This is a genomic window from Polaribacter sp. 2305UL8-11, assembly GCF_058147165.1.
This window is the reverse complement of the sequence record NZ_JBYVJW010000006.1, coordinates 119826-140065: the sequence shown is the minus strand read 5'-3', so window position 1 is coordinate 140065 and position 20240 is coordinate 119826. Positions and strand designations below refer to the sequence as shown.

The window sequence follows — 20240 nt, the reverse complement described above, 5'->3', positions numbered from 1 at the left end:
TACAACTTTAAATTAATATTATCAAGTTAGAACTGCAACTCTAAAGTTACATAATAATTTCTTGGTGATGAAGGTATGATTCCAGGACCTGGATAACCAGTTGCTCTTCTTGTAAAATAATTATTATCTAAAAGATTATTAATTCCAGCTTCTATTTTAGCAAATTTGTATTTGTATGAAGTAGAAAAATCTAAAATATCATAAGCAGGAATTTCACCAGTTACACCACTTATACTACCTCCTGTTGCATTTGTAGCATCAGAAAATTGGCGAGATAAATAAGAGTACTGGATGCTCGCTAAAAAGTTTTTATAACCAAAACGTGCTCCTGTTTTTATATTTATATTAGGAATAAATTCTACTTCATTACCAACAATTCCGTTGATTTCAGATTTTGTATATTCTGAAGTAATAAACGATGAATTGATGAAATAATTAAATACATATTCTGAGTTGTTTGTAAATAATTTTTTGATATTAAAATCTATTAAACTTTCAATTCCTAAAATTCTAGCATCTCCAATATTGTCTCTTTCTGCTTTACCATCTGCTCTTGTATAAATATTTATTCTATCATTATAAAACAACCCAAAAACATTGGCATCATAAGAAAAAAAGTTCTTGTAATTACCTCTTATTCCAACATCCAGCGTAAAACCTTTTTCATCAGTTATATCTGGCGAAATTGCGAAAGCAGGGTTTGCAGTACTTATATCAGAAAATGTTACAGAACGATAATTCTGTGAGATGTTACCATAAAATTCTGTAGCTCTATTCAGTTTATAACTTGTTCCTAAACCTAATAAAACAAAGGTTCTTTGGTTAGTATCTTTTTCTTCTCTTTTATTTTCATTAATTACGTTTCCAGCTGCATCAGTAAAAATATCTTTTATAATTTCATCTCTTTTGGTGTTAATGTATTCCAATCGAAAGCCTGGAGTTAGAGATAGTTTTTTATTGATGTAAAAAATATTCTCTCCAAACAAAGCAACATTTAAGTTTGGAAACTTACTATCTGATTGTCTAGGATAATTTGGATATTGACTCAATTTCATTTCAAAATCGGCATCATTCCCATCAGAACCTGGTCCTTGCATGTTGGTATTATTTGCTTTGTAAAATTTGTTTCCGATTAAAAAAGTAGCATTTTTATCAAATATTTTATAGTTACTTACCAAACGAGATTCAAAACCAAAATTTTTAAATGTTCCTTTTATCAAGTCTCTTTCACTATTTGGGTCTACTTGATTTACTCTATTTGTTCTAAAACCTAATGCATCTCTAGATGCATCTAAACCAAAAAAGTTTAATGAGAAATTAGTGTTTTCAGAAAAAGTATGTTCCCACTTAATATTGTATAAAAACCACTTAATCTGAAACCAATTTCTTGCTCTATTGCTTTGATAGGGGTCATTTGCAAACATTTGATCTGTTAAACCTCCTGCTTGCTGTGCTAAATATTTTAAGCCAGTAAATTCTGCAGATAACTTACTCTTATTATTAATTTGATAGCCTAAATGTGCAAAAGCATTTTTAGATTCAAATTCTGAATTTGGCCTAAATCCATCACCTTTTTTATAATTGATATAGGCGTAGTAACTAAATTTTCCATCTGTATCACTTACACTTGTAAAATTGGTAAATAGTCCAAAACTTCCAATGGTATTTCTAAAAGTAACTTTTAAATCTTTTGTTGGTTTTTTGGTGATAAAATTTACCAAACCTCCAAATTGAGTTCCATATTGCAAAGATGCAGCACCACGAATTACTTGGATTTCATCCAAGCCTTCAGAAGCTGGTGTGTAATAACTTTCTGGATACCCTAAAACATCTGCACTAATATCATACCCATTTTGACGTGTATTAAAATTTGCGGTTCTATTGGGGTCTAAACCTCTTCCTCCAATATTTAATTGCAAACCTGCATCATCATTTTGGTAAATATTTAAACCTGCTACTTGATTAAAAATTTGACGTGCGTTGTTGGTAGATAATGCAGCTGCAGATTGATTTACCAAAACTACTTCCGTCTTTTTTCCTGCAAAAATTGATGTACCTTCGACATCTTTTAGGCGTTTTAATTCAAATACTTTTTCTTTTCTAGCTCTAATCTGAATTTCTGACAATTCTTCTGAAAAAAATTGCATCACCACTTTTACATTTGCAAAATCTTTTAATTGTAGATACATATTTTTAAGACGAAAATCTTCTACATAAAAAATGAGAGGCAATTCTTTTTTTTCTGTGGCAAAATTAAATTTTCCTAAAATTCCTGTTTGCGCTAACAAGCCTCCAGTTTCATTATAAATTTGAACTTTATTTATAGGTCTATTATCTTCAGAAACAACAGTTCCTGTAACTTTGTATTGACTGTAAACAGCAGTTTGTATTAATGTAAAAACTATAATTAGTGTTCTGAATTTCATTCTAAATTCCTTTAATTTTTATTTCTGAAGAAAATGGAAGAATCCATTTTTTGTGTTTGAAAGATTCTTTTTGTTGATATAAATCTACAGTAGCATCTATAAATTTAGTGCTTAATCTACCATTTAACGCTACATAACTTTCGGCATAAACACCAATATTTTTATGCCCTTGATTTTTAAAATGGTTACCTAAAAAATGAGCATATTCTAAAATAAAATCGGGTTGAAAGCTCATTTGTTTTTCTTGAAACGAAGTTAAAAAATCGGTATTGTCTACCATAAAAAAGTTGCCTGTTATATGATTTACAATTTTAAAATTGGTACTTCCTGCTTTTTCCATTAACATTACTCTCCAAGAAAAACGATACCCTTCTTCTGTCCAGAATAATTCTCCTGGATATAATAAATATCGCCAAGGAAATAGTAATTGAATTGTAAAAAAAACAGCGATTATTGTTAAAGTAATTTGTTTTTTTCTTTTTGAAAAAAAATAATTCTTCTGAGTAATTATAGAAGTTCTCGATACTATTTTTTGTTCCTCAAAATCACTCGAACTGACATTCAGTATATATTTTTTAATAAAATTTATTATTTTTTGATGAAAATTGGCGTCGAAAAAAATTAATGCAGAAACAATCATAATATAGGGGAACATCCCAATTGGAAAAAGTACTCGTGTAAAAATATGGAAGAAAACTACTAATAAAAATGCTACAAAACGTGTTCTTTTGTAAAGCAGTAAAAATGGAATTGCCAAATCATAAATCATTCCAGAACAACTCATTGCAAAATGGAACCACTCTTGTTGCATTAAATTTTCTCCAATAAATGGAATATCATATTTAGATGGCAACCAAATTTTTAGAGGTTGTGCTCTAAACAACCAATCTGAATTTACTTTAGCCAAACCTGCGTAAAAATAAACGATTCCTAAAAGTAATTTAAGACTATCAATAGTCCATTTAGGAATGTTTTGGTATTCTTCTTTTTGTTGATAAGCATCTAAAGAAAATCTTTTGTTGGCTGGTAAAAAAATCAATAGAAAACTTAGAATAGAAATAAAGTAGTAATGATTTAAATAGGTAGTTTTATCCATCAATTCTATATAAGTAAATGATAGAAAAAAAGTGATAATAGCAATTTTATATTTGTACCCTAAAGCAATACATAATGCTGCCAAACCACAAATTATAAAAAATAAATACGTGTAATTACCCAGTGGTTTTATCCAACTAAAACCATAATAAGAAAAATGAAATTTGGGTAATATGTATAACTTTTCTATCCAACCATTTGCCCAAAAACGGATAATACTCAACAACATCATTACACCAAAAAATATGCGAAAAACTGCTAATGGAGCTGAATTGGTTTGATGATTAAAATTATAATTGAATAGTTTCATTGAAATAAAAAAACCTGAATACCTATTGATAACTCAATAAAAATTCAGGTTTTTATTTAAATTATATTTTGGTTTTTAATCGCCATCAGCATCAACATAATCTACACTAATGTTAAATGCTTGTAACATATCTACTTTTAAAAGTACAACTGCCTTTTGTAGTTCGTCATAAGTTTTTAGCATTTTAGTATTATCTGTAGTTATTTGAGTATTAAAATTTACATTTAAACCATTAATTTCTGTTTTAGCTGCAGCAAATTGATTTTGAATTTTAACCACTAAATCTTGTCTATCTAAGGCTATTAGATAATCTTTAAAACTACTCCTATTTGTACTTGAGCTTCCTGTATAAGTACCTTTAAAAAGGTTCTCAACAGCTATTAATGCTTCTAATGCTAATGTTTTAGAAATGTCTTTTCTATATACTGCTTCTATTTTTTCTGGTAAAGCTGTTGTTGAAAACACACCTGCAGGAATTCCAAATTTATTGGCTCTTAACCCTTTTTCGTAATAAAAAATATAATCGTTTATCAATTTATTTACAGAACTTGTTACTGTATTTGTAGTACTATTAACAAACGTATTTCTATCTGCTTTAAATTTAGTTACAACATCTTTGGTTAAGTTGTTCATTTGGTTTAAAACATCTGTTAAATACTTTTTGTAATTATCGTTGTTAGTTGCAGTAGTAAATTTTGCTAAAATCTCGTTATCATTATCACCAACACCATACAATAAATAGTCTAAAGCAGGAAAACCTTGTGCATCATGATTGTTAGCACTATTTAAATCGTAACTTCCTGAAGAAATATTACTTTCTACATCTGCAACAGTTAACGGATATACATTCATAAAGAAAGAATATTGAATTTCTTCTGCTCTGCCAATATTATACATTTCTACATATTGCCACTTTTTGTAAGCTTCTAACCAAGCTACTCTTAGATCTTCTAATGTTGTTTGTGTAGGATTGTTTGTAAACGTATCTCCAATAGATTTTAAAGATTCCATTTTGCTGGCAAAATCATCATAAGAAGGAGTAATAATGTTATCTGCTATATGTGCAAGCATTATTTTTCTATCAAAATTATCTTTAACCTCAACCTTACCTTCTTCTCCAGAACTACAGGAATTAAAAATAATTACAGCTACAAAAAGTAAACTAATTTTTTTAAACATCTTATTTCTATTTATTCTAAATAAAGATACAAAAATAGCAAAAAGCAATGAATTAGAATTGCTTTTTGCTATGAATATTTTAATAATTAACTCCCAGCTTGCGCAACTGTAAAGTTAAATCTTGCAGCTATTTTAGTAGACATTTCATCTAAAGTTGCTATTGAAACATCCCAAAAACCATTACCAGCTGTTAATGTGCTAATAAAACCATCTACTTCTGATTTTGTAAAGTAAGGAACAGTAGAGTTTGGTTTTCTTGTAAATTGTAAACTATAGATAAACCCAAAACCTTCAGATAAATCATGGAAAGCTGCTGCTTTATTAGTTGCTAAAGATGCTTTACCTTGTTGTAAGTAATAGACTGCTCTTATTGCAATAATTTCAGAAATCTTTTCTTTTAAAATTTCTGCTTGTGCATCTCTTGTTGCGTAATCTTTGTTAACAATAGCAGCTCTTCCTAATTTAAAAGCATTATAAATATCTGATGCAATTCCTGCAAAATCTGTATCACTTTCTACTCTACTTAAGTACTTATTTAAAAAACTATCTTTATTTAAAACTGGAGATGCAGCATCTGCTTCATTTCCGTATAAATAACCAAAAGCTTCATCCCATTTGTGCTCCATATTGGTATAGTTTTTTCCACTTGCAGCAGTACCAGCATCATTATCTGCTCTATTGCTAGCTGCGTCTAAAACTGCAGGACTTAAATAATTGTTTAAAATTTGGTCTACCATAAGTGCACCTATTAAACCTTTGTTAATAGCTTGGTTGTATTCTAAACCTTTTGCATTTACATATCTTGTAGAACCACCTCCAGCTTCTTGAATTTTACCAGCAGTTCCTGCTTTAGCATCTACATTCCAATTTGGAAAAACATCATTTACTTGGTTTGCAATCCAAGAATCAAATTCTGCTTTTATTGCAGTTGCATCTGTTGTATTTGCAGCATAAAAATCTGTTGAAGCTGCTGTTTTACTTCTAATATTTTTCGAAGAACTATTTAAAGCTGCATTGGAGAATTTATCACCAGTATTGGTAAACATTCCGTCTAAATCTGCTTCAGTTTTTGTTGGATCTTTTAAAGCGCTAACAAATTCGTTACCCATTTGAATTCTGGTAGTTTGTCCGTCAAAACTTACAGAAGATTGACCATTTCTTTCAAAAGAATATGATTTTGGGGCTTGAGTTACAGGAGAATCATTATCATTTTTGTTGCAGGACATTAAAATTGATACAATTGCTAGAGATAGAATTACTTTTTTCATTTTTATTTAGATTGATTTTAAATAACTTTTATTTACGAGTGCAAATATAAAACTGAAATTGAGTTTTACAAAGTTTATTTAGATTTAATTTAAATAAAAATAATATTTTAAAATAAATTACTAATAATCAATTAGATAATTATAAAGTTTGTAAATATGCAACGACTACTTTTCGAATATCGATTGCCAATTCATCTTGTTTTGGGTGATATACAGAAAGAACTTCTCTGTTTTTATCTGACAGAAAAGGAATATCAAAACCTTTTAAAAGGTAATCTGAAAACGCAATAGTATATGTTTTTTTTAGGTTGATGGGTTTGCCTTTTATCAACCAAATTTTGTTTTTCTCTTCTATATTATGCCTGTGCAAATAAGCTCCTGTTCCTTTTGCTAATTTTCCATAATCAAGTACTCTTTTTAACAATCTTCCTTTTATTGCTACTTTTACAATATCTCCTCCATAAGGTAATACTCTAAAAATATCTACAGGAGTAATGTTTCCTCTTAATTGGTCGTCAATTCTAATAGAACCACCATTTACCAAAGCTGCATCAACTTTATCATTGTAAGCAAAAGACATAGCTCTTGTAATGATTTGCCCTAAATTGGTTTGAGTGCTTCTAATAGGTGTATCTCTCCCATCTAAAGGTATTTTTGTATTGTATATAATTTCTGAAGGATTGTCTATAACATCTTTAATTTTATCATCTAAAATTTGCTGCCATTTTTCTACAATTTTACCTACATTATCGTCAGCAACGATTGCAGCATTAATTTCTTTTAATTCTGAATTTATAACTGTTTTTTTAGTGCTTTTATCATAAGAAATTCTGTGAATATAGGCTGTTTTTGCGTTGGCATCTGCTTTGGTTATAATTACATTGCCTACTTTATGTTTCATATTTGTATGTTCATGACCTCCCATAATTAAAGGTAAATTGGGTATTAACTTGGCAATTCTTTTATCGTTGGCAATTTTAACGTGTGTTAGCCCAAACACAACATCAACAGAATCTTTAATAGCTGCATAAGATGCTCTTGCTTTTACAAACATATTTCCATACTCTACATAATCTTTAGGGTTTGAAGGTATGCAAACACTAATAAAACCAATCTTAATTTTTGTGCCATCTGCATCAGAAAGTTCTTTGATGTACGTTTCTGCAACTGGCTCTTTTTGTCCATTTCTTTCTTTGTAAAAAGGAATAGCTGTTTCTTTTGTTTTTAATTTTACATTGGCAGAAATCCAAGGAAACGTACTTTCATTCAGTCTTTTTTGTAAATCTTTTTGTGATAGATCGAATTCATGATTTCCGAATGCAACCAAATCGAAATTCATAGCATTCATAACTTTTATCATTTGTTTTCCACGAACTCTTTCTCCATCAACTTTTAGAGTTCCTAACAAAGACGGATTTAAAAAATCGCCTGCCATAAAAAGCATTGTATTCGGATTTTCTTTTAACAGTTCTTGATGTACCTTTTCTACTCTAGCCATTCCTCCATACTTTCCTGCTTGAATTGGAGCAATTTCATAAACGTCGTTTATTTGTAAAAAAGTGAATTCTATTTTGTTGTCATTTTTATTACAAGATGATAATATTAAAATTGAAAAAATGAATAATAGTAATTTTGTAAATTTCATTTTATTTTATGACTTTAAGATGATTTAAAAACACTTTAAAAACTTTCTAAACTTCTTTTTCTATTAAATAAAAACCTCTAAAGTCTTATTATAAGCACTCTCAAAACTCATAGGTTTTATATTTGTATCTGCTTTTTGTGCAGTAAAATAACTGACTAGTTTTTCTGTGGGCATATTTCCAGTCAATTCGTCTTTAGCCATAGGACAACCTCCATAGCCTTTTATAGCTCCATCAAAACGATTACAACCAGCCTTAAAAGCGGTATCTACTTTTTCATGCCATTTGTCTGGTGTTGTGTGCAAATGTGCTCCAAACTCGATATTTGGATATTTTGGAATTAAATTTGAAAATAGATAACCAATTATTTCTGGTGTAGAACTCCCAATAGTATCTGAAAGTGATAATATTTTCACACCCATTTTAGCTAATTTTTCTGTCCATTTTCCAACAATATCAACATTCCAAGGATCTCCATACGGATTTCCAAATCCCATAGACAAATAAGCAACTACCTCTTTATTCGTTTTATCTGCAATATTTAAAATTTCTTCTAATGTTTCTATAGATTCTGCAATAGTTTTATGTGTATTTCGCATTTGAAAGTTTTCGGAAATCGAAAAAGGATAGCCTAAATAATCAATTTCTTCAAACTGTGCAGCATCATTTGCGCCTCTTACATTGGCTATAATTGCCAATAATTTACTTTGTGTTTTAGACAAATCTAACTTTGATAAAACAGCAGCTGTATCTCGCATTTGCGGAATTGCTTTAGGCGAAACAAAACTGCCAAAATCAATCGTATCAAAACCTACTTTTAGTAATGAATTGATATACAATGCCTTTTTTTCTGTAGCAATAAAATGAGATTTTATGCCTTGCATTGCATCTCTAGGACATTCTATAATTTTGACTTTTTTCATCTTCTCAAAGATAGCCAAACTAATGAAGTTGCAAAATAATTTCTACTGATTATTGAATGCTTTTTGGTACTTTCGTTTTGTTTATGAAAAAATCTAAATTTATACTTCCTATAATTGTTGTTTCACAATTTTGTTGCACTTCTTTATGGTTTGCTGGAAATGGAGTCATGAATGATTTAGTTTCTAATTATAATTTAAATCTTAGTGCTCTAGGTCATTTAACATCTGCTGTACAATTTGGCTTTATTTTTGGAACGTTAGCTTTTGCATTATTTACAATTGTTGATCGTTTTTCACCATCAAAAGTATTTTTTATAAGCGCATTTTTAGGTGCACTTTTTAATGCGACTATACTGTTTGAAAATCAAACTTTATCCAGTTTAATAAGCTTACGTTTTTTTACTGGTTTTTTCTTAGCAGGAATTTATCCTGTAGGGATGAAAATAGCTTCAGATTATTATGAAAAAGGGTTAGGCAAATCTTTAGGGTTTTTAGTGGGTGCTTTAGTTTTAGGAACAGCTTTACCTCACTTACTAAAAGATTTAATGCAACGTTTTGATTGGCAGAATGTAATTGCTATAACCTCTTTTTTATCATGCTTTGGTGGCTTGTTAATGCTATTTTTTGTAAAAGATGGTCCATATAGAAAAAAAAGTAAAGGATTGAATTTAATGGCTTGTTATGCTGTTTTTAAAAATAAGCCTTTTCAAAAAGCTGCTTTTGGTTATTTTGGTCACATGTGGGAGTTATATGCTTTTTGGACTTTTACTCCCATGCTTTTACAAATTTATCAAAATACGCACAAAGATGTAAAATTTAATATTCCTTTACTATCATTTTGCATTATAGGAATTGGTGCATTTGCATGTGTACTAGCAGGTTTTTTATCTGAAAAATACACACCGAAAAAAATAGCTTTTAGTTCTTTACTATTGTCTTGTTTTTGTTGCTTGATAAGTCCATTTTTATTTTATGTAAATTCTGAAATTCTTTTTATAATTTTCTTGATTTTTTGGGGAATGGTTGTCATTGCAGATTCACCATTGTTTTCCACTTTAGTTGCTCAAAATGCACCCTCTAAAGATAAAGGAACTGCTTTAACTATTGTAAATTGTATTGGTTTTGCAATTACAATTATCAGCATTCAAATATTGAGTAATTTAACAAACCATACCAACTCTTATTTTGTTTACATGATTCTAGCTATTGGCCCAATATTTGGTTTGATATTCTTTACAAAAAAGAGGCTGTCTGAAAAGTCAAAAAATTAACTACTTTTCATATTGAGCCTTTTGTCTTTGCTCAAGATAGACTTTGTCGAAATATAAATGATAATCAATGAATTATAAAAATTCGACAAGCTCAGCTTGACATACTTAACTACTTTTTAGACAGCCTCTTTTTATTTTATGTAAGATTTCTCCAAAAGGAAGAAAAAAATTATGGTCTAAAAGAAATTTTACGCATACGTAAACTTGCTGGAGTAACTTCTAAGTATTCATCTACTTTTATGTACTCCATACATTCTTCTAAAGAGAAATCAATTTTTGGAGCGATTTTAACACTGTCATCTGTTCCAGAAGAACGAACGTTGGTTAATTTTTTTCCTTTAATTAAATTCACTCCCATATCTGTATCCTTGCTGTTTTCTCCAACAACTTGACCAATATAAATATCTTGGTTTGGATCTATAAAAAAACGGCCTCTGTCTTGTAATCTATCAATTGCATAAGCAGTAGCTTTACCAGCTGCAGAAGAAACAATGGCACCTTTAATATCTTCTGTAAACTCACCTTTAAAAGGTCCATACTCAGAAAAACGGTGATTTATAATAGCTGTACCTGCAGTTGCAGTTAAAATTTTGTTACGTAAACCTATTAATCCTCTAGATGGAATTGTAAACTCTAAATGTTGTAAATCTCCTTTTGGTTCCATTACTAACAAATCTCCTTTTCTTAAAGAAACTAAGTTAATTGCTTTTGAGGCATTTTCTTCTGGCACATCTATAGATAAAGTTTCGTAAGGTTCTGATTTTACACCATCTATCTCTTTTATAATTACCTGTGGACGTCCAACTTGTAACTCATAGCCTTCTCTACGCATCGTTTCTATCAATACTGATAAATGTAAAACTCCACGTCCGAAAACGTTAAATTTATCTTCAGAATCTGTTGTATCTACTCTTAATGCTAAGTTTTTCTCCATTTCTTTGAACAATCTGTCACGCAAATGACGAGAAGTTACAAACTTACCTTCTTTACCAAAAAATGGTGAGTTGTTAATGGTAAACAACATACTCATTGTTGGTTGGTCTACTTCTATTCTTGGTAATGCTTCTGGATTTTCTAAATCTGCAATAGTATCTCCAATCTCAAAACCTTCTATACCTGTAATTGCGCAAATATCTCCAGAACGAACCTTCTCTACAGAAGCTTTACCCATTCCTTCAAAAACATGTAATTCTTTAATTCTTACTTTTTTTGTAGAACCATCTGCTTTCATTAGCATGTAGTCTTTCCCAATTTCTAAGTCTCCTCTAAAAACACGACCAATTGCAATTCTACCTGTAAACGCAGAAAAATCTAATGATGTAATTTGCATTTGTGGAGATCCTTCTCTGTAAGGTGCTTCTGGTATAGACTCAATTACAGCATCTAATAAATCTACAATATTGTCTTTTTCGTCTTTCCAATCTGTAGACATCCAACCATTTTTAGCAGAACCATAAATTGTGGTAAAGTCTAATTGATCTTCTGTTGCATCTAAAGCAAACATTAAATCAAAAACTTTTTCGTGTACTAAATCTGGTGTACAATTTTCTTTATCTACCTTGTTTACAACAACAATTGGTGTTAAACCTAATTCTATTGCTTTACCTAAAACAAAACGTGTTTGTGGCATTGGCCCCTCAAAAGCATCTACTAATAATAAAACACCATCTGCCATTTTTAAAACACGCTCTACTTCTCCTCCAAAATCTGCGTGACCAGGAGTGTCTATTACGTTAATTTTAACACCTTTATAATTTACAGATACATTTTTAGAAAGGATTGTAATACCTCTTTCTCGTTCTAAATCGTTGTTATCTAACAATAAATCTTTACGTTCTTTACGATCGTCTAAAATTTTGGCTTGATCTATAATTTTATCTACTAACGTTGTTTTTCCGTGGTCAACGTGTGCAATAATTGCGATGTTTCTAATGGATTGCATTTGTAATTTCTTAAATTTCGTGCAAAAGTAGTTGTTTCTATGTGATTTATGTGAATTATGATTGATTATTTTTAAGATGAAGATAAAGAGCCATAGATAATGTTGATTTTCTTTACGCTTAAAAATTAATGGTTTTGATAAACAAGTGCGTTAGTGATTGAATGGCATGTTTGAGCTCTTTCGCTTTTTTGCGAAAAGCGAGTAATGAAAGCACGACCAAGCTTTTTTTTAGCTTGGTAACGCCCAAATTATTTTTCTAAAGGATCTTCTCTAAAAGAAGAAGGCAAAATATCTGGAATTAATTTAATTAGAAGAGGCAGTAATAATGCGCCTCCTGGTAATAAAAAAACGGCCAAAGCTGGTATAGATTTGCAAATGTCTAACAACTGAACTTTAATTTTTTCTTTTTCTTCTGCTGTTAAGTTTGTGTGTGTAGATTTGGTAATTAATCGCATTGCTTCTTTACTTTGAGATAGTTCTTGATACAGTCTCAATTTGTTTTTATGAAGTAATATTTTAATTTCTTCTACAGTTTTCATTATAATTTTCTGCGTTTTCGCTCTGTTTTTAAAAGATTTAGTTCTCTACTGGTTTGACCTGCTACAGATGTGTTTTCTTCTGCTCTTCTTATTAAATATGGCATCACATCTCTTACTGGACCAAAAGGAAGGTATTTGGCAACATTGTAACCTTGGTTTGCTAAATTATAACTAATGTGATCACTCATTCCAAATAATTGTCCAAACCAGAGTCTATTGTCATTTTTATCAATTTCGTATTTTTTAGCTAAATCCATCAATAAATAAGAACTTTCTTCATTATGAGTTCCTGCAAAAAGTGCCATTTTAGGGTGTTCCATTATAAACTCTATGGCTTTGTCATAGTTAATATCTGTGGCTTTTTTATTTTTGCAAATAGGAGATGGATATCCTTTTTCTGCTGCTCTTTCTCGCTCTTTTTCCATATAAGCACCTCTTACAACTTTCATCCCAATATGAAAACCTTTTTCTGAAGCTCTTTTGTATAATGCTTTTAAATAATCCATTCTGTCATGTCTATACATTTGCAGTGTATTAAAAACAATGGCTTTGTCTTTATTATAGGTTTCCATTAAGCTTTCAATTAAATCATCTGCTGCATCTTGCATCCAACTTTCTTCTGCATCAATTAATAATGGAACGTCTTTTTTAACTGCTACTTTGCATACTTTATGATAACGTGCTTCTACTCTGCCCCATTCTTCTTTTTCCTCTTGAGATAATTCTTTTCCTTCTGATATTTTTTGATACAATGCAAAACGTCCAAAACCAGTGGGCTTAAAAACTGCATAAGGAATGGATTTTTTTTCTTCGCAGAAATCAACAATTTTTAATATTTTTTCTAAAGCGCCATCAAAACTTATTTCTTGGTCTTTACCTTCTACAGAGTAATCTAAAACACTATGCACATTGCCTTTTTTGTACATATTATCTATAATAGGCAAGCAATCTTCTTCTGTAACTCCACCACAAAAATGATCAAAAACCGTAGATCGTATTAAACCTTCTACTGGCAAATGCACTTTTAATGCAAAGTTAGTTACAGCAGAACCAATACGAACCATTGGCTCGTTTTGTATCATTTTAAACAAAAAATAAGCGCGTTCTAATTGTGAATCTGATTTTAGTGCAAAAGCAACTTCTGTATTGTCAAAAAGGTTCATAAAACAGTATTTTAGTCAAAACAAATATAGCTATAGAATAGTAATAATTGAATAATTTCTATTTAATTTGCAAACTCAATTATTTATCAATGGAATCTATTCAAGCAGTTACGTATCCTGTTCATTTTCAAGAGAAAGGCTATAATGCACTTTCTAATTTAGTGGCAACAAACAACTATTCTACCGTATTTATTTTGGTTGATGAGAACACTTTTGAGCATTGTTACCCCAAATTTATTCCAAATTTTGATACTGATAAACGTATTGAAGTGATTGAAATTGAGTCTGGAGAAATTAATAAAAATATTGAAACTTGTATTGGTGTTTGGAACGCAATTACAGAGTTGGGAGGAGACAGAAAAAGCTTATTAATTACTTTAGGTGGTGGTGTTATTACAGATTTAGGTGGGTTTGTTGCAAGTTGTTTTAAACGCGGAATTGATTTTGTAAATATTCCTACTACTTTATTATCTATGGTAGATGCTTCTGTTGGTGGAAAAACTGGTGTAGATTTGGGTGTTTTAAAAAACCAGATTGGTTTGTTTGCAAATCCTGAAATGGTAATTGTAGATGCTGCTTATTTAAATACTGTTGAAGAAAGAGAAATTAAGTCTGGAACCGCAGAAATTATTAAATACGGAATTACTTATGACACAAAATTATTCAACGAAATAAAGAATAATAAAGGTTTAAAAATTAGTGATTTAATATTTCGTTCTATTGAAATAAAAAACGAAGTTGTTTTACAAGATCCTAAAGAGCAAAGTTTACGTAAAATTTTAAATTTTGGGCATACTTTAGGGCATGCAATAGAATCTTTTTACTTAGAGTCTGAAGACAAAGAAAACTTAACTCATGGTGAAGCGATTGCTATTGGAATGGTTTGCGAGAGTTACATATCTTCTAAATTATTAGGTTTTCCGACTGAAAAAGTAAGTGAAGTTAAAGAAGTGATTTTATCAATTTATAAAAGGACAATTTTATTAAAAGAAGATTTTTCTGCTATTATTGAATTGCTTAAACATGATAAGAAAAATGTAAACGGACAAGTAAATTTTGTACTTTTAAACGATTACGAAGATTTTAAATTAGATTGTAAAGTTCCTGAAAACTTGATTGTTGAGAGTATGGAGTTTTATAATTTGTAGTTTTTTAGAAAAGAGAAAAAAATACAAGACATAAAAAAATCCTTCAGGTTAAAACTTGAAGGATTTTCTAATTTTAGTAATCTTATTTTGACTAAAACTCACGCTTACCAAATTCACTATCTATAAACTTCGATTTATTTTTAGCAGCATTAAACGTATAAGACAGGTTTAACGTAATCATATCTACCTCATATACGTAGTTTGTAGTTGTAAAAAATTGGTTGGGTCTTGAGGTTGTAATTCTTTGTTCGTTTGTTTTAAATAAGCCCATATCTATATTTTGCCATTGCAAAGTGGCTGTTAACCTATCATCCAACAACTTTTTTCTAAAGGTAAGATTTGGCGAGTAAAAACGAGAATCTTCACCCATTGCTGTAACTCTATCAGACAAGTAATTAAACGTAAATTGTACTGAAGCGTTTTGCCAAAAATTATAGGTTGAGTTTAAATTGATTGAGTAAATCATAGAATTCGTATCGATATTGTAATTGCGCTCTACTCCATCTCTATGTCTAAAGTTTAAAACACCATCAATAGCATAATTATACACATTTACACCAATAAAATTTGTCCAACTTTTTGTTGGTTTTAAAGTGGCACCAATTTCCAAACCTATAGCATTACTTTTACCAACATTAGAATATACTCTGTTGATAATACTATCTATTACTGCTCCATTTTGTTGATATGCCAACGTATTTACACGATTGATAACGTTATCTACATGCCTAAAATAGGCAGTTGCATATACTGCATTTCCTCCTTTTAATTTTTTAGTGATGCCTAACTCTACCAAATCTATAAATTCTGGTTGCAAAGTATTATCACCTTGTTCAAAAACCTCAGAATGTTCACGTTCTGCAAAACTGTTCATTTTAAAAGTAGTCGTTCTTTCTACTCTTTTACTGTATGCAGCTTTGATATTGGTTTTATCATCAACTTTGTATTGTATTGATGCAGATGGAAATAATTTTACAAAATCTAAATTGTAAACATTTTCTATATTATTACTTCTTAATGTTTCTTTGTATGCTCTATCCATAGCTTCTAAACGAACTCCAGCATTGTAATTCCATTTATTTTTAGCCCCAGAAACTTGCGCATATCCAGAGTGAATGACTCTTTTTAAACTTACATCACTCGAAAATTCTGGCACTAAAAAACCATCTCTTTCATAAACAAATTTTCCTGTATGGTCTAAGTTTCTAAATTGATAACCAGTTTCTAAAGTCCCAAATGAAAAGGGTTTCCATTGATAATCTAAATTAAAACGTGTTCCATATAAAGGATTATCATTTGTATTAAATTCTCGCTGATAAACAATATTTCTATTAGGCTCACCTAAATTATCATTCTCTGTTGGACCTCCTAAAAAGGTGTATTCATATAAAATTGATGTAGATAATTTAGAAGCATCATCAAATTTATGACTATAATCAAAGCTTCCTAAAGCAAAATCTCCTTTTCTAACTCTTAAATTATGGTTGAAATATGTAAAATCATATAATTTATTATTGCTGTCAATTGGAGAAACTGCAGAATTATTATACACAATATCTGCTAAACGTTCTTTGGTACGTTTTCCTGCAAAAAAACCAAGCGTAAAAGCATCTTTATCATTTGGGGTAAAATCTATATTAAAACGTCCATTATAAGTAATTTCATCAAAACTACGCTCACCATCAGAAGGCAAAAAAGTTGTTTTGTTTTCTGGAGTATTTATAATAAACATATCTCCTTCTCTCCTACCTGTTTTATCATTTCTTTGGTAGCTTGCTCCTACAGAAAAATTCCATTTTCCTGATCTTTTATTAAGAGTTGCATCTAAACCAAATCTTTTTGCTGCAACTTGGGTGTCATAATCTTCTATAGATGGGAATCCACCACGCAAATTAATTTGTGCAAAAGTACCATCAATAGCCCCTTTTTTAGTGATGATGTTTAAAATACCACCTTTTCCTTCTGGGTCGTATTTTGCAGATGGAGCTGTAATCAATTCAATAGTTTCTAAAGCATTTGCAGGTAATTGTGCTAATATTGAACTTGTATCTCCTTGTGTGGGTTTACCATTTATTAAAATTGTAAAACCTTTACTACCTCTAACACTTATATCACCTAAACCATCTATGGTAACAGATGGCAAATTTTTAACAACATCTATTGCATTTCCACCAACCGTACTTTGGTATTTTTTTGTATCAAAAACTTGTCTATCAATTTTATGTAAAACAGTACTTCTTTCAGATTTGATGGTAATTTCATCTAACTGATTACCAGTACCTAAAACTAGTTTTATAATTCCTACATCTTTTTTTTCTCCTTTTTTATTGATGATAATCGATGTAATTTGTTTAGGCTGAAAACCAATAAAAGAAGTTTCTAAATAATAGTTTCCTGGTTTTATATTATCAATACTAAATCGCCCATCATTATTAGTAACTACGCCAGATACAAGTTTTTTATTACTCGTTTTATATAAAGCTACTGTTGCATATTCTAAAGGATAATTTTCAGCTGCTTCTATTACTTTTCCTGTTAACTGGGCTGTTGCAAACTGAGTTATAATTAGTAATACTGATGAAAATATCCATTTTTTAAATTCCATTGAAACCTGGTTTTTAAGTAATTTTAGGTTTGCAAAATTACATTTATTTAGGTAGTTAGACTAAATAAATATGTAAGGTTTAAGTTGAGAAAACCTTTTATTGATATCAAAAAAAATCCTTCTAAAAAGAAGGATTTTACAATATTATGTATTTAAAAGATTAAATCTTTGTCACTTTAACAGCATTCATTCCACGCATTCCTTTTTCTAACTCAAAAGAAACTTTATCATTCTCTGCAATTTCATCAATTAAACCACTAACGTGCGTAAAATATTTTTCGTTATTTTCTGTATCGATAATAAATCCAAAACCTTTAGAAGTATCAAAAAATGATACTTTACCTTTTCTTACAGGATCTACTTCTGGCAAGTCTTCTTTTTTTGTTGTAGAAATTTGAATATCTTCCAATTCATATTCTACTTTTAATTCTGGATCTGGAGGTGTATCAGTTAAATTTCCATTATGATCTACGTAAGCAAACTGGATTCCTGTACCTCCATTTTCTTCTTTTTCAGCTTTTCTAGCTTCCATTTTTTTACGCTTGTCTTCACGCTTTTTTAAACGTTTTTTTTCTTTTTCACTTTTACTAAATGTCTGTTGCGATTTTGCCATTAAAAATATAAGAGTATTAAATTAATATGTCTGATAAGATAAAATACCTAACTGGAAAATAAAACTAAAGCTAACTAGTGTAGTGAGTGAAGTGTATTCTTTCTTAGTGCTGCAAATATACTACAAATTTAGATTTTTCCAAAATCATTATTACACATAAACCCTAAATGTTAAAAAGTGTTAAAATTTTAATTTAAAAAAACCGAAGTAACATATCTCTCGTAAATATATCTGAAAACTAAAATTAATATAAATTATGAAAAAAATTAAAATAATGGCACTTGTTTGTGCTTCAATAATCGGGTTTACTTCGTGTTCTAATAGTGACAATAATGTTTCTGCAGAGCTAAACACCAAACTACTATTTACATCTAATAATTCTGATGGTAATGTAAACATTTATAATGTTAACAATTTAAATGCAGTAACAAAATCTACTTTAACAACTACAACTACTGCTGCAGATGGTATCTATTATAATGGTAATGAAGATTTGGTAGTACAATCTTCTAGAACCACTTTTGGTTTAGAAGGTTATACAGGAGTAACTTTAACTTCTTCTGCAATTTCTGCAAACGTAACAGCTAGTGTTGTTGGTAGTTTAGATATGAAAAGCCCAAGAGAATTAGCCGTAAATGGAAACATGTATGTAGTTGCAGATAATGCAGACGCAGATGGTAATGCTGCTACTAAAGATGGTAAATTATTTATTTATACTAAAAATGGAGATAAATTTACGCTAAGAAACACAATAACAACAGCTATAAAATTATGGGGAATTGTTTTTATTGGAAATGATTTATATGCAATTGCAGATACTACAAATGAACTAGCAGTGTATACTAACTTTTTAAGCAATACTACAACAGGAAGTTTAAGTGCCTCTAAACAAATAGCTATAGAAGGTATTGTAAGAACACATGGTATTACTTACGATGCAGTTACAAATACAATGATTTTAACAGATATTGGTGATGCTGGAAACTCTCAAAGTGATGGAGGGTTTCATATTATAGAAAATTTTATGAGTAAATTTAATGGAGTTGCTAATGGAGGTACTTTAGCAGTATCACAACAAACTAGAGTATCAGGATCAAATACGTTAATGGGAAATCCTGTAGATGTTGCTTACGACAGTTCTACAAAAACAGTTTTTATTGCAGAAGCTGGAAATGGAGGAGGTAGAATATTAGCTTTTAATAATATAAATAATGGTGGTAATATTTCGCCTTCATATAATACAACATTATCTAAAGCCTCTGCTGTCTATTTTTATAAAGAATAATATTTTTTTGAGTTGAATTATTTATACATTAAGCCTTTCTTTAGCTAGAAAGGTTTTTTTTATGTCTTTAAATTAAATGTTAATAAAATATTAAATTAAGCAAAGCTATTAGTTTATAATAGTAATACTATTATATTTGCAAACAAATAAAGTAATCATGAAAAATTTATTATCTGTTCTAAAGATTTCTGTTCCTCAAAAAATTTTTATCAAAGATCCAGAAACATCCGAATTAGGAAAAAGGATTGTTGAACATAGTATTTTACTTATTAATGAGATTGGTTTTGAAAGTTTTACTTTTAAAAAATTAGGAGCTAAAATTGGTTCTAATGAAAGCTCTATATACAGATATTTTGAGAGCAAGCACAAGCTTTTATTGTACCTATCTTCTTGGTATTGGGCTTGGTTAGAATACCAATTGGTTATAGAAACATTTAGTATTTCTGATGCAAATGAAAAACTAGAAAAAGCAATTACTATAGTTACAAGAACCGTAAAAGAAGACACAAATTTTTCGCATATAAACGAAACTATTTTATATAAAATTATTGTAAATGAAAGCTCTAAATCTTTCTTAACCAAAGAAGTAGATTCTGAAAACAAAGAAGGTTATTTTGAAATTTATAAAAGAATTATTTCTAGAATAAGTGATATGATTTTAATGGTAAACAATAAATATCCTTTTTCTTTAAGTTTAGCAAGTACTATTATTGAAGGAGGTTTGCATCAGCACTATTTAAGAGAACATTTTACATCTATTACCAATTGTAAAAATGAAGATTCGCCTACAGAATTTTTTATTCAATTAACTCAAAAATCATTAAAATAAA

Annotated in this window: 15 protein-coding genes; 4 read left to right on the top strand and 11 right to left on the bottom strand. The window is 29.7% G+C overall.

Annotated features, from left to right (window positions below):
- Positions 1-26 precede the first annotated feature (26 nt).
- The 6 genes from ACY2RW_RS07340 to ACY2RW_RS07315 all read right to left on the bottom strand — a co-directional run bounded on the left by ACY2RW_RS07340 (position 27) and on the right by ACY2RW_RS07315 (position 8844).
- Complete coding sequence (locus ACY2RW_RS07340) at positions 27-2426, bottom strand: TonB-dependent receptor family protein (protein ID WP_490122065.1); 2400 nt, start codon at positions 2424-2426, stop codon at positions 27-29.
- A 1-nt stretch (position 2427) separates the two neighbouring features.
- The gene (locus tag ACY2RW_RS07335) at positions 2428-3831 is read right to left on the bottom strand and encodes an HTTM domain-containing protein (RefSeq protein ID WP_490122064.1); all 1404 of its coding nucleotides are present in this window, start codon (positions 3829-3831) and stop codon (positions 2428-2430) included.
- 75 nt (positions 3832-3906) lie between these two features.
- Entirely contained in the window at positions 3907-5010 is a 1104-nt protein-coding gene (locus ACY2RW_RS07330) for an imelysin family protein (protein WP_490122063.1), read from the bottom strand.
- A gap of 86 nt (positions 5011-5096) precedes the next feature.
- Positions 5097-6278, bottom strand: a complete 1182-nt coding sequence (locus tag ACY2RW_RS07325; protein ID WP_490122062.1) for a DUF4856 domain-containing protein — start codon at positions 6276-6278, stop codon at positions 5097-5099.
- A 139-nt stretch (positions 6279-6417) separates the two neighbouring features.
- Positions 6418-7923 (bottom strand): bifunctional metallophosphatase/5'-nucleotidase, encoded by a 1506-nt coding sequence (locus ACY2RW_RS07320; protein ID WP_490122061.1) that lies wholly within the window; start codon positions 7921-7923, stop codon positions 6418-6420.
- Between the two features lie 63 nt (positions 7924-7986).
- Positions 7987-8844, bottom strand: a complete 858-nt coding sequence (locus ACY2RW_RS07315; protein ID WP_490122060.1) for a hydroxymethylglutaryl-CoA lyase — start codon at positions 8842-8844, stop codon at positions 7987-7989.
- An 83-nt stretch (positions 8845-8927) separates the two neighbouring features.
- On the opposite strand from ACY2RW_RS07315, the gene ACY2RW_RS07310 reads away from it, so the two are divergent.
- Positions 8928-10115 (top strand): MFS transporter, encoded by a 1188-nt coding sequence (locus ACY2RW_RS07310; RefSeq protein ID WP_490122059.1) that lies wholly within the window; start codon positions 8928-8930, stop codon positions 10113-10115.
- Between the two features lie 169 nt (positions 10116-10284).
- On the opposite strand, the gene typA is transcribed toward ACY2RW_RS07310, so the two are convergent.
- From typA to ACY2RW_RS07295, 3 genes are all read right to left on the bottom strand, one after another.
- Entirely contained in the window at positions 10285-12057 is a 1773-nt protein-coding gene (typA, locus tag ACY2RW_RS07305; protein WP_490122058.1) for a translational GTPase TypA, read from the bottom strand.
- A 248-nt stretch (positions 12058-12305) separates the two neighbouring features.
- Positions 12306-12596, bottom strand: a complete 291-nt coding sequence (locus ACY2RW_RS07300) for an LETM1 domain-containing protein (protein ID WP_490122057.1) — start codon at positions 12594-12596, stop codon at positions 12306-12308.
- Positions 12596-13759, bottom strand: coding sequence for a proline dehydrogenase family protein (locus tag ACY2RW_RS07295; protein WP_490122056.1), 1164 nt, complete (start codon positions 13757-13759; stop codon positions 12596-12598). The genes ACY2RW_RS07300 and ACY2RW_RS07295 overlap by 1 nt, the downstream gene beginning before the upstream one ends.
- An 89-nt stretch (positions 13760-13848) precedes the next feature.
- Here ACY2RW_RS07295 and aroB point away from each other — a divergent pair, with 89 nt between their 5' ends.
- Positions 13849-14907 carry a 3-dehydroquinate synthase gene (aroB, locus tag ACY2RW_RS07290; protein WP_490122055.1) on the top strand — a complete coding sequence of 353 codons (1059 nt, stop codon included), beginning with the start codon at positions 13849-13851 and terminating at the stop codon, positions 14905-14907.
- Between the two features lie 91 nt (positions 14908-14998).
- Here aroB and ACY2RW_RS07285 read toward each other — a convergent pair whose 3' ends face one another.
- A complete protein-coding gene (locus ACY2RW_RS07285; RefSeq protein ID WP_490122054.1) occupies positions 14999-17512 on the bottom strand; it encodes a TonB-dependent receptor in 2514 nt (837 codons plus the stop codon).
- Between the two features lie 160 nt (positions 17513-17672).
- Positions 17673-18125: a cold-shock protein gene (locus ACY2RW_RS07280; protein WP_490122053.1), complete on the bottom strand. Its 453-nt coding sequence runs from the start codon at positions 18123-18125 to the stop codon at positions 17673-17675.
- A 256-nt stretch (positions 18126-18381) separates the two neighbouring features.
- Between ACY2RW_RS07280 and ACY2RW_RS07275 the strand changes: the two genes are divergently transcribed.
- Positions 18382-19410, top strand: a complete 1029-nt coding sequence (locus ACY2RW_RS07275; protein ID WP_490122052.1) for a hypothetical protein — start codon at positions 18382-18384, stop codon at positions 19408-19410.
- Between the two features lie 157 nt (positions 19411-19567).
- Positions 19568-20239: a TetR/AcrR family transcriptional regulator gene (locus ACY2RW_RS07270; RefSeq protein WP_490122051.1), complete on the top strand. Its 672-nt coding sequence runs from the start codon at positions 19568-19570 to the stop codon at positions 20237-20239.
- The last annotated feature ends 1 nt before the right edge of the window (position 20240 follow it).

Coding starts and splice junctions, on each gene's coding strand:
- ACY2RW_RS07295 (WP_490122056.1), bottom strand. CDS start 13,759: ATGAACCTTTTTGACAATACAGAAGTTGCTTTTGCACTAAAATCAGAT.
- ACY2RW_RS07280 (WP_490122053.1), bottom strand. CDS start 18,125: ATGGCAAAATCGCAACAGACATTTAGTAAAAGTGAAAAAGAAAAAAAA.
- ACY2RW_RS07335 (WP_490122064.1), bottom strand. CDS start 3,831: ATGAAACTATTCAATTATAATTTTAATCATCAAACCAATTCAGCTCCA.
- ACY2RW_RS07310 (WP_490122059.1), top strand. CDS start 8,928: ATGAAAAAATCTAAATTTATACTTCCTATAATTGTTGTTTCACAATTT.
- ACY2RW_RS07330 (WP_490122063.1), bottom strand. CDS start 5,010: ATGTTTAAAAAAATTAGTTTACTTTTTGTAGCTGTAATTATTTTTAAT.
- ACY2RW_RS07285 (WP_490122054.1), bottom strand. CDS start 17,512: ATGGAATTTAAAAAATGGATATTTTCATCAGTATTACTAATTATAACT.
- typA (WP_490122058.1), bottom strand. CDS start 12,057: ATGCAATCCATTAGAAACATCGCAATTATTGCACACGTTGACCACGGA.
- ACY2RW_RS07325 (WP_490122062.1), bottom strand. CDS start 6,278: ATGAAAAAAGTAATTCTATCTCTAGCAATTGTATCAATTTTAATGTCC.
- ACY2RW_RS07320 (WP_490122061.1), bottom strand. CDS start 7,923: ATGAAATTTACAAAATTACTATTATTCATTTTTTCAATTTTAATATTA.
- ACY2RW_RS07300 (WP_490122057.1), bottom strand. CDS start 12,596: ATGAAAACTGTAGAAGAAATTAAAATATTACTTCATAAAAACAAATTG.
- ACY2RW_RS07275 (WP_490122052.1), top strand. CDS start 18,382: ATGAAAAAAATTAAAATAATGGCACTTGTTTGTGCTTCAATAATCGGG.
- ACY2RW_RS07340 (WP_490122065.1), bottom strand. CDS start 2,426: ATGAAATTCAGAACACTAATTATAGTTTTTACATTAATACAAACTGCT.
- ACY2RW_RS07315 (WP_490122060.1), bottom strand. CDS start 8,844: ATGAAAAAAGTCAAAATTATAGAATGTCCTAGAGATGCAATGCAAGGC.
- ACY2RW_RS07270 (WP_490122051.1), top strand. CDS start 19,568: ATGAAAAATTTATTATCTGTTCTAAAGATTTCTGTTCCTCAAAAAATT.
- aroB (WP_490122055.1), top strand. CDS start 13,849: ATGGAATCTATTCAAGCAGTTACGTATCCTGTTCATTTTCAAGAGAAA.